The sequence below is a fragment of the Nonlabens dokdonensis DSW-6 genome (assembly GCF_000332115.1).
Lineage (GTDB): Bacteria > Bacteroidota > Bacteroidia > Flavobacteriales > Flavobacteriaceae > Nonlabens > Nonlabens dokdonensis.
In genome coordinates, this window is record NC_020156.1 from 381,768 (window position 1) to 393,621 (window position 11,854).

General features: G+C 35.5%; 5 protein-coding genes. 1 reads left to right on the forward strand and 4 read right to left on the reverse strand.

Annotation, left to right across the window (positions count from 1 at the left end; all coding sequences use genetic code 11):
* Nucleotides 1-129: 129 nt before the first annotated feature.
* The 4 genes from DDD_RS01550 to DDD_RS01565 form a co-directional block, all read right to left on the reverse strand.
* The gene (locus DDD_RS01550; RefSeq protein ID WP_015360959.1) at nucleotides 130-1,653 is read right to left on the reverse strand and encodes a RagB/SusD family nutrient uptake outer membrane protein; all 1,524 of its coding nucleotides are present in this window, start codon (nucleotides 1,651-1,653) and stop codon (nucleotides 130-132) included.
* 27 nt (nucleotides 1,654-1,680) lie between these two features.
* A complete protein-coding gene (locus DDD_RS01555) occupies nucleotides 1,681-4,722 on the reverse strand; it encodes a SusC/RagA family TonB-linked outer membrane protein (protein ID WP_041566840.1) in 3,042 nt (1,013 codons plus the stop codon).
* A gap of 208 nt (nucleotides 4,723-4,930) precedes the next feature.
* Nucleotides 4,931-8,938, reverse strand: coding sequence for a hybrid sensor histidine kinase/response regulator transcription factor (locus DDD_RS01560; RefSeq protein ID WP_015360961.1), 4,008 nt, complete (start codon nucleotides 8,936-8,938; stop codon nucleotides 4,931-4,933).
* Nucleotides 8,939-9,019: 81 nt separating this feature from the next.
* Nucleotides 9,020-10,687, reverse strand: coding sequence for a hypothetical protein (locus DDD_RS01565; RefSeq protein ID WP_015360962.1), 1,668 nt, complete (start codon nucleotides 10,685-10,687; stop codon nucleotides 9,020-9,022).
* Nucleotides 10,688-10,999: 312 nt separating this feature from the next.
* Between DDD_RS01565 and DDD_RS01570 the strand changes: the two genes are divergently transcribed.
* Complete coding sequence (locus tag DDD_RS01570; protein WP_015360963.1) at nucleotides 11,000-11,827, forward strand: SDR family oxidoreductase; 828 nt, start codon at nucleotides 11,000-11,002, stop codon at nucleotides 11,825-11,827.
* Nucleotides 11,828-11,854 lie beyond the last annotated feature (27 nt).

The window sequence follows — 11,854 nt, forward strand, 5'->3', positions numbered from 1 at the left end:
ATGAAGTGTTTTACTTCGTTCATTTTTAAAGGTAACGTAAAGGCAAGAACTACAAATTCAAATTTGGGTAAACAAAAATCCCAACGAAACAATATCGCTGGGATTAAAGCAGTTGGCTATTTCAACTTTTTAGTATCCGGGATTTTGTGGTAATAGATTTGGGTTTCTAGAAAGCTCATCTGCAGGAAGCGGAAATAAATAATCCTGTGAAGGATCAAATCCAGGAACAGCACCTTCATAACCAGAAGATCCAAACACTTCACTACCTATTCTTAATCTAACAATATCATACCATCTCTTGAATTCAAAAGCTAATTCTAATCTTCTTTCATCTATAATAACATCTCTCAATTGGTCTTGATTTAATCCAGACACGTTTGCTGGAAAAGCAGAACCATTACCAGCACGAGCCCTTGCTCGTACACGGTTTACATATCCCATAGCTTCATCACTACCACCGCTAACTTCATTAAGAGCTTCTGCTGCGATTAATAAAACCTCGGCATAACGCATAAAATGGTAGTTATGGTTAGAGTTTCTACCATTTCCATTACCTGTATTACCAGTAAACCTAGTATATTTTGCAATATGTGGTCTATTCACAGCTCGAGAATTGAAATTTGCAAAAACCGTAAAAGGGTTTTCCACATCATTTACAACGTTAGTATCATCAAAACTTACTTGTTTTCTATAATCATTATCATCCCAATCATTATATACAGCTAAGGTAGGAACTCCTACTGACCAGCCACCACCTACAACATTAGGTTCATATTGCTCATCACCTCTTATTCCTGTTAATGCTGCCATATAATCTCTACCATCATCACTTGGGCTAAAACCATTAAAATCTAGAGAAAATATAGGTTCTAGAGAGGCATCGACTACGTTTGCATTAAATAAGTTTTGAAAATCAGGATCTAAATCTAGGTTGTAAACACCTTCATTATCGATCACTTCTTTGGCATAATCGTATGCAAGTTGATGCTGGCCGCGAGTCAAATAAACAAGGGCAAGGTACGACTGCGCTGCAGACTTCGCAGGTAAAGATCTAGCAGGCTGTGTATCCGGCAGCCACTGCTCTGCAAATTCTAAATCAGCAATAATGTTTGCATAAACATCATCAACAGAGGTTTTACTAATGCTATTTGCCGCTACCACATCCGTGACTGGTGCACTTAAATAGGGAATATCACCAAATTGTCTTACCAAATGAAAGTATGTGAAAGCCCTAACAAAGTACGCTTGAGCTACAACTGGATTCTTATTTTCGTCAGTATCACCTACTAGTTCTGCTCCAGCTATAGCGTTATTAGCAGCTGCTATAATTTGATAAGTTCTATTCCAGTAACCTGAAATCATACCATTATCTGCAGGTACATTGAATTCATCATGCTCAATTCTACGGCCTGAAGTTGTTGGGTCACCTATAGCAACCATGTCACTACGTAACATTAAAGTCAAAGACATCTTACGCCCCCAAAAATCCTCATGTAACATATGTCCATAAGCTCCATTAACCGCAGTCTGTATATCTTGTGTTGACTGAAAAAACCCTTCTGGAGCAAGCAGGCCTACTGGTTCTTCTTCTAAATCTGAACAACCCATTATTGACAATCCTATAGCAAGGATTAAATATTTATAAGCTTTCATATATCTATTTATTTTTATATTATTTTATTAAAATTTAATGTTTGCACTAAAGTTAAACGATCTTAGTGTAGGATAGTTACCAAAGTCAAAACCTCTTGTCGTATTTGCATCTCTATCTGAAACTGCACCAGCACCAAAATAACTAGCCTCAGGATCAAGACCAGAATAGTTTGTAAACGTCAACAAATTTTGTGCGCTAATTGCTAATCTAAGGCTACTGATTCCCAGTTTTTCTACAAACGTATTAGGAAGAGTATAGCCGACAGAGATATTTTTAAGTCTTACATAACTACCGTCCTCTAAGAATTGAGAGGAAATTCTTTTTGCTCTTACAGCTACACTAGGAATATTTGTATCGGTATTTGTAGGAGTCCAAGCATTTAAGATTTCAGTTGTAGCATTAGAGTCACCACTAAAAAGTTGTAAAGCGGTTAGGTTCATAATATCTCCACCTACTGCACCTTGAAAGAAAATATTCATATCAAAATTCTTGTATGTAAAGTTATTACTAAATCCAAACGTGAAATCTGGATTAGGATCTCCTAGAATTTTTCGATCAGCTGTTGTTATTTCACCATCAAGCATTCCGTTTTCATCAGGTATATCGGTATATAAAGGATCTCCAGCTACAGCACCACTAAATACAGCTGTTCCAGAAGGAAGCGAACCTCCTTGATAAACACCTCTGTATTCATAACCAAAGAATGCTCCTGTCGCTTCTCCTTCTCTCAAAACATGAGTCTCATCTATGTTAAAGTATCCTGGTGATGCATCTAAGAAAATATCTTCTCCATCTAGAAGAGTAGTAACTTCATTACGATTTGTAGAAATATTAAAGTCTGTAGACCATGTAAAATTTTCTCCTACAATGTTTCTACTATTAATATTAAATTCAAAACCTCTATTATTGACTTCACCGATGTTACGCAAACTTGCTGTGGTTAGGAAACCTAAGTATTCTGCTTGGCTGTCATCGGCAATAATTAAATCCTCTGTGTCAATATTGTAGTAATCTGCAGATAAAGTGATGCGGTTATTAAATAAACCTACATCAAGACCAATATTTGTTTGATACGATGTCTCCCATTTTAGGTTTGGATTTGCTGGCTGATCTGGCACCACATTGTTAACAGGATTGCCGTTGATTACTGCATAAACACTGTTAAACCTCGCAAGTGATTGGTAAGCAGAAATACCTTGATTACCGGTAGCACCATAGCTGGCACGCAATTTAAGTTGAGAAACATTTTTCACATTATTAAAGAAAGGTTCATTTGAAATTTTCCACCCTATGGCTCCGGACGGGAAAACCGCATATTTTTCATTTGCTGCAAAATTTGATGCGCCATCACGACGGATTGTAGCTGTTAATAAATATCTATCGTCATAATCGTAATTCACGCGACCAAATTGTGATTGGATTTCAGATATAGTTCTTGCTGATGATGGTATTAACTGAACAGAACCACCGCCTAAATTGAAGTAAGAAAATGAATCAGAAATAAATTGTTGAGCACCTGCCGCATAAGTCTGATTTGTTAAATTTTGATAAGAATATCCACCCAATAAGGTTAAATCCCCTTTTCCTATTTCTTTCTTATACGTAAGGAAGTTCTCACTCAATAAATTTGATCTTTTGAAACTACTGATTGCCGCAACTCCACCTAAACCACCAGCAGTGATGGTTAAAGATGATGGTCTAAATAAACCTTCTGTTTCATTTTCTGATTCATAACCAAACGATGTTCTAAAAGTTAAGCCTTCAATAATTTCATAATTAAGAGAAAGATTAGCACGATATAGATCATTTTTAGTCTCATTTACACTTTGCGTTGCCACTGCAAATGGATTATCAATATCATCTCCTATGGAGTTAATGGTGAAATTTCCATTTGCATCAAACACTCCTAAATCTGGTGCAAATCTAAATGAAGAAGCAACAACGTCGTCTCCACCACCGTTAGCCAGAACACCGTCAGATTGAGTGGGAACTCCATTTTGAGATCCCCTACTCGCAAATAAATTTAATCCTAGTTTCAATTTATCATTTACCTGCGCATCAAGATTAGACAAGAATGTGAATCTTTCAAAATCAGAATTTATAACCACACCTTCTTGATTGAAGTAATTTGCAGAGGCATAAAAATTAATATCTTCAGTACCACCAGAAAATGAGAACTGATGTTGCTGGATGTTACCATTCTGGTATATTAAATCTTGCCAGTCTGTATTAGAATCTCCTTGAGTATATGCTGGATTAATTAATTGTTGATAAGTGGCAAATTGATTAGCATTTAATAAATCTAGCTCATTTGCATTTGTTTGGGTAGAATAATTAAAGTTGTACTCTACACTTATTTTCCCCTCTTTACCTCTTTTAGTTGTTACGAGAACAACTCCGTTGGAACCACGTGAGCCATAAATAGCGGTCGCAGATGCGTCTTTCAACACTTCGATGGAAGCTATATCTGCAGGCTGAGGGAAATTAGCTCCTACAAAACCATCAACAACTATTAATGGACTACTACTAGCATTAATCGATGTGTTACCTCTTATACGAATGTTTATAGGTGCGCCGGGCTCGCCACCATTATTTGTCTGTACTTCGACTCCTGCTGCACGTCCTTGAAGTGCTTGAGCAGCGTCCAATACTGGAAAAGCATTTAATTCTTCTGACTTTACTGTACTTACAGCACCAGTAACATCACTTTTTTTACGAGTACCGTAACCTACAACCACTATTTGATCAAGCAATGCTAGATCTTCTATCATAGTAACATTGATAGTAGTTTGATCACCTACTGGAATCTCTTGACTAGAATAACCTACATAACTAAATAATAAGGTAGACTCACCGCTAGGAACAGTTATGGAGTAATTCCCATCCATATCTGTTGATGTCCCTCCGGATTCACCTTTTACGGAGACCGTAACTCCTAATATAGGTTCAGCTAACTCGTCGATTACCTTACCAGTAACAGTAGTCTGCGCGTACGAATACATCGCAAAAAACATGCAACCTATAACAAGGCCGAGTTTTGAAAATTTGTTTAAGTTAGTTTTTTGCATAAGACTTTAAATTTGAATTGATTTTAGATTAGTTTAAAGTTTGAAATTATCGATAACGATATCGTAAAAAGGAAAAGAGATTCTTACGTTAATTATCGATGTTAAAATTAACTTAACACATGATTCTAAAAATTCAAAAGTAGGTATACAATTATCCCATTATCAGCAAATAATAGGCTCTAAAGCTGATAAATTGTTAATTATCGGATTATTCAGAAAATTTCTTTGCGTAAACTGATGGAGTTTCTCCATACGCTTTTTGGAAACATTTACTAAAATATTTAGGGTTTCTAAAGCCAACTTTATAACTCACTTCAGAGATATTTAAAGTGCCTAATTCTAAAAGTTGTGCAGCTCGTTTCATTCTAAAATGTTGAATAAAATCATTAGGAGTAAAATTAGTCCATGCTTTAATCTTTATAAAAAGCATGGTTCTACTAACTCCTAGTTCAGAGCAAAAAGTAGGAATATCAAATTGATCATTAGGAATATTATCTTCCACTATTTGAATAGCTTTCTTCATAAGCTCATCTTCTACAGAAGATACGCTTACCTCTTCAGGAGTGAATAGATCTTTAGCACTAAACTTCTCCTTCAATCGCTCCTTGTAAGAAAGTAAGTTTTTAACTCTAAGCTGCAGTTCATTCACGTCAAACGGCTTGCTCAAGTAGTCATCTGCACCACTTTCTAGACCTTCAAGCTTGTAAATTAATGAAGAACGAGAAGTAAGCAGTACTACAGGGATATGACTGGTACGGACATCTTCCTTTATTTTTGAGCACAATTCAGTTCCCACCATTTTAGGCATAACTACATCACTAACTATGATGTCAGGATGATTATTAACAGCTATTTTGAACGCTTCTTCACCGTTGTCTGCCTCTAATACATTATAATGCTGTTTTAATAATTGTGCCATGAAAGACCTTAAGGAGTGATTATCCTCTACAATTAAAACAGTAGACTTTTCATCATTATTTACAAAATCTAAATTATCTATTGCATTGTTTGAGATAGCTTGCTCCGTTAAGTTTGTATAATGAGATAAATCATCGCTAAATTTAAAGTCATCAATTATTTGATTGCTTTGCAAGTGCTCCTTTCCTAGTCTTAAAGCGACTTTGAAAGATGAACCCTTTTCTAGTTGACTATTAACTTCAATCGAACCATGATGAAGATCTACTATGTTTTTAACAATATTTAAGCCTATACCAGTACCTTGATTATATGCACTAGGCCTTTCTTGATTTGCATCTACTTCATAAAATCTATCAAAGACTTTATTTTGTTTGTCGGTTGCTATTCCGATTCCAGAATCCTTAACCTCAATGAATATGTGAGCATCATCTTTAGAAATTCTTACCTTTATATCACCACCTTTAGGCGTGAATTTAAAAGCATTTGATATGAGGTTAAAAAAAACTCTTTCTAACTTCTGACGGTCATAATAAACAAGAATCTCATCGTCAGTAGTTCTAAAATCATAACTATAGTCTCCTATTTTTGCATGCTCTTCAAAACTTAAATAAATTTCTTTGATAAATTTCACTAGGTTACCTTGAGCAGCTTGTATCTCGAACTGATTCTTTTCTAGTTTTCTGAAATCCATCAATCGATTGATGAGATTGAGCAACTGCTTACCATTACTTTCTATAACTAAAAGTTTTTTATACATGGTATTAGTGCCTTTATAATCAGAAAGAATTTGCTGCAAAGGGCCTAGAATAAGAGTAAGTGGTGTTCTAAACTCGTGGGATATGTTGGTAAAAAACTGCAGCTTAGCTTCATTCAATTCACTATTGCGTTGCTGTTGTATTTGTTCAAATTTAAGTTCTTCTTGCAATAGCGTCCTTGAATTTAAAATTCTGAGTAGAAAATAAGAGGTAATAATAAAAATAAGCCCATAAGCTAGAAAAGCCCACCAACTGTACCAAGGTGCTGGTGCTGCCATAATTGATAATGTGGTAATCTCGCTCTTAATCCCGTCGCCATTAACTCCTCTCACCTCAAATTCATAATTACCAGCATTTTGAATAGCATAGGAAGCCTTATTTTCAACCGTAGAATTCCAACCTGATTCTAGACCGTTTAATCTATATTCATAGGTTTTACTAGTCAAATTATGATAACTAGGCATGGTAAACTCAATGGTGAAATTGCGCTGGTTGTGATTGATTTTTACCGCTTTCGCGAAAGCGATATTCTCCACCTCATTATCTTCCTCATTATATTTGTCGAGTTCTTCACCACTGGTTTTAAAACTAGAGATCAAGACATCTGGAGCATAAGTATCAGTCCTTAATTTGGTTGTATTGAAAGCAGAAACTCCAGAAACTCCTCCAAAAACCAACTGATCTTGAGGTAATCTTAGCACTGCATTATCACTAAATTCGTTCCCCACTAAACCGTCTTTTTGTTGATTTAAAGACAAAATTTGTAAAGATTCTTTATCCAATTTTAAAATTCCTTGATTGCTACTCATCCATAACATTCCATTTGCATCTTCTATAATGGCATGTATGGTAGATATTTCTTTATTTGCCCAATTTAAAGGTACTTTTTCAAATTCACCGTTCACTCTTCTATAAACACCTTGAGATTTTGTACCAGCCCAAATGGTTTCTTGACTATCCTGAAAAAGGTGTAGAACATCGTAGCCTGCGTCCTGTTCTTTGTTGAAAAGAAAATTACGGACATTGTCGTCTTCAATACTATTTAATCCATTCTGAGTTCCTACCCATAAAATTCCTTCATTATCAATAATCAAGGATCGAACTAAATTACTGGTTAACCCTTTTTCCCTATTCCATTGAGATATTTCTTTTAGAGAATTCTGTGAGAGCACACCTTTACCAAAGGTCCCATAATATATATAGTTCCCTGTTTTAATAATCGAGTACACTCCTACATCACTTAATTGACTGTTGAGCGCGCTTCCTACAAAGCGTTCTTTTTCCAAATCATAAATAGAAACTCCATTACTGAAAGTACCTATATGCAATTGATTGTTATCTAAATAAAGTGATTTTATATTATCTTCTACAAGCGTGCTATTCTCAGTTGTGAGGTAATCAAAGTTTTTGGTTGTAAGGTCTAGAATATTAATTCCGCCTTGCTCTGTACCTATATATAGTTTATTTTGATTTGCCTGTAAAGAGCTTACTACAGGATAATTCAAACCTTTGTTTGTGCCGTTTTGAACATAATTTTGAAAATTACTATTGGCTTCGTTCCAGATGTTTGCTCCTCCATAATAAGTCCCTACCCAAATCGAACCACTCACATCTTCATAAAGTGCTTTGACAGAGTTTTTTGCAAGACTATATGGGTCGTTAATATTATTAGTTAAATGCGTTACTTGTCCTTTATCATAAATGTAAACACCGTCATAGCTACCTATCCAAAGCCTGTCATATTTATCTAATCTTAATTTGCGTATGTCCTTTATTATAAAAGTATCATTTACTTTAAAAGAATCTATAGAGTTAGAAACAGCGTCATAAACTAAGACCCCTGAAGCGGTAGTTCCCATAAAATAACGATCCTTTCCAGCAGGTACTATATCTAAGATAGAATCATTGTTATAAGTATCATATTGTTTCACTTCATAGGTCCCATCCGTTTGTTTTTTTGCCGACCATAATCCAAAATTAGTCCCTATCAAATAAAAGGTCTCCGAGAGCTCCATGACACTATACACCACAACATCATAGTTCATATCTTCAAAAATCCCGTTATAGAATGTTTCTTGCTCCGGATTATAAATCGATAAGCCTTTAGAAGTTCCTATCCACATATTACCATCGCTAGTTGCATAAACTTCTTGAACAATATTGCTGGCTAGGGAGTTTTTATCGCCAGTTTTTAAGTATCTCTTAAAAGTATTCGTCTTTGGGTTATAGGTGTTGAGCCCATTATAGGTCCCTATCCATAACTGACCGTTATTATCTTTTTCTAAAGATAAAATGTCACTACTACTAAGTGAGTTATCATTATCACCGTCAGATTTAAATACGGTAATTTTATGACCATCATAGACATTTAATCCATCTCTTGTTCCTATCCACATTTGACCTAGCTCATCTTGCTCTATTGCAATTGCGCTGCTTTGAGACAATCCATGAGCGGTTGACAAATGTTGAAATTGATAACTATTTACCTGAGCATAGCTCGTAATAGATATTAAACTAAGAAGTAAGAATAGAATTCTGTACATGAAACGATTGAATATTTGATCGTTAAATGTAGTTAATATGATTGATTTATAGGGCTCATTCGAGTGAGTGATACCATCAGATTATAGCTTCATTCTTCTATTTAACTGATAATCATATAATGAAGGTACATCTTCTAAAGAAATATTTGTCAAATTGATATAAGCGTTTGGTCCGTATTCAATTTTGATATGATGATTGCCATGAACACCTATAACTCTTGCAAAAGGACCATCTTCCATACCATTTAAAGTAAAGCTTTTTGGAAATTGCTCTGGATTTAAAAATTTTACATTAATATTCCAAAACGCACTATAAGCTCCATGCGACGGTTTCCAATAACCTGCGCCACCGCCTTTAAATAACGGATACGAATTTTCTCCTTGTGAATCCACATAAACTTTAGTGTTATCAAAAAGATTTTGATGATTTGCACCACTATGCTGATCTAAAACTGGATCAACAAACACCTCACAGTTCTTGTAAACATTTTTAGTTGAAAACGTGTTAAAACTCAAAGGATGTTCAGCTTTATTTTTTACTGTGATATTTTCGGCAAGCACATTATGCACTCCAGCCATAGCTACTGTATAATGGGCATAGTGTTCACCTTGTGTGGTGATGTCTTTAATGGTCACATTTGCTATTTCTTCTGTGAGAATTCCACTATCTGCATTTGTGATGACCACATCTTGTACCCAACTGTTGTACAATCTCGTTAAATTAATTGCATTGAAACCAGCTTCAACATGATGTGCTACTCGCGGAGTCATAGGAAAATCTATAGCTAAATGTTCTATTCCGACATTTTCTAGGTGTTTCCATTCTACAATTTGCGCTTTATAGGACGGATCAATACTTATGGTAAGCGGCGATTTAAAAGTGACTTGATTCCCGTCAATTGATGTTATTTCCAACTGTTGTCTCACAATAGGCAATTCAGGAAAATTAAAATGATGTGTTCCTACTTTAACCTCAGCATGTTTGTAAAGTTCTTGAACTATTTTGCCTTCTTTTCCGTCCTTATTGAATAGTTGCAATTCAATGACATCGCCACTTTTTAAAGAAGAACTATTGGTGACCGTAACAGTAAATTCTCCACGAGTACCAGATGTAACTTGAGCAAGGACATTTACTGGTCGTTCATATTTCTCGAGATAAGATTTTACTCGTTCGCCAGATACTTGCGTCCATATAAACCCACCAGACCAGGCATATTGTGAAAAGGCTAGATCGATGTTATTCTTTTTTTCTCTTTGCCTTTTGTCAAATTCTAGTAAATATTCTCTCAGTTCTTTTAAAGGTTCTGGATCAGGTACATACATCAATGGTCGAGGAAAATAAAGTTGTGTTCCGTTTTCTCCAGAACCAGCGCCACGAAGTATGAAATCGCTACGCTCTATATATATAATGTTACTTAAAATTAGTTGACCAGCTGGTAATTTTAATATTACAGTTCCTTTGACCGATTTTAATTCTGTAATAGCTTTAATAAGCGCTTTAGAATCATCCAGGCCATCATTTGCTACCACTCCATAATCTGTAGCTGAATAAATCTTACCATCGGTAGGTATTTCTTGTTCTCCATTTTTAAAACCTGCATAACTGAAGTCGGGCAAATAGTTATTCTCAATTACTTCTTTATTAACAAGAATTTCTGGAAGGTCTTGAGCGCTACAAGAATTCAATTTTAAGGAGATAAAAATTACAATAGCGCATTTGATAAAAACAGAACGATGTAAAAACTTCATAAGAATTTTGATTATAAAACTACTTAGTAAATATATCTATTGTATTACTCAGTTGTGTACACTTATAGGGTAACGATTATTCAAAACAATCCTAAAAACCAAATAAATACTATTTTATAAACATTGTGATTTCTTGGATTTTACATAGTCTCACCCTTTCACAAGCGTACAATGAGTATGATTTTAGTCTACTTTGTACTCATTTCTCCCTATTCTGAATAATTCAGTTGTCATATATATATAGTAATAGAAGATAATTCCTCATATTTGGTCAACCAATTTTAAGAATCACACAATTAACTCAATCGTTATATGTCTAAAACAATAGTTTTAACAGGCGCTGGCGGCGTTTTATGTAGCACGATGGCTGTTGCCTTAGCAAAACAAGGAAACAATATCGCTGTTCTCGACTTAAGAAAAGAAGCGGCAGATGCTGTTGCTCAAGAAATAAATAATAATGGAGGCTCTGCTATAGGAGTTGCAGCAAATGTTTTGGAAAAAGATTCTCTTGAAGCAGCCAAAAAAGAAATCAATAACAAATTTGGTAAGGTAGATATCCTTATCAACGGCGCTGGTGGTAATCATCCTAAGGGAACAACAAGCAATCCGTTTTTTCAAATGGAAGATTTAGACAATCAAACTGAAGGTTTCAAAACCTTTTTTGACCTTGATCCTAAAGGAATTGAGTTCACCTTCAATCTTAACTTTTTAGGAACTTTGATCCCTACACAGGTATTTGCCGTGGACATGGTAGGTCGTGATGGTTGCAGCGTGCTGAACATTTCGTCCATGAACGCCTTTACACCGTTGACTAAAATACCTGCATACAGTGGCGCAAAAGCTGCTGTGTCTAATTTCACACAATGGCTTGCGGTTCACTTTTCAAAGGTAGGGATACGTGTCAATGCGATCGCACCAGGCTTTTTCTTGACCGATCAGAACAGAGAGCTTTTGACAAATAGTGATGGTTCTGCAACGCCTCGTGGTGAGCAAATCATCGGCCAGACACCTATGGGACGTTATGGCACACCAGACGATCTCGTGAGTACCGTGAACTGGTTATGCGATGACGGCGCAGCTTTCATTACTGGAATTGTGGTTCCTATAGACGGCGGATTTAGCGCTTATAGTGGCGTGTAATTATTAATTCATAGTGAGGTTTTTAAT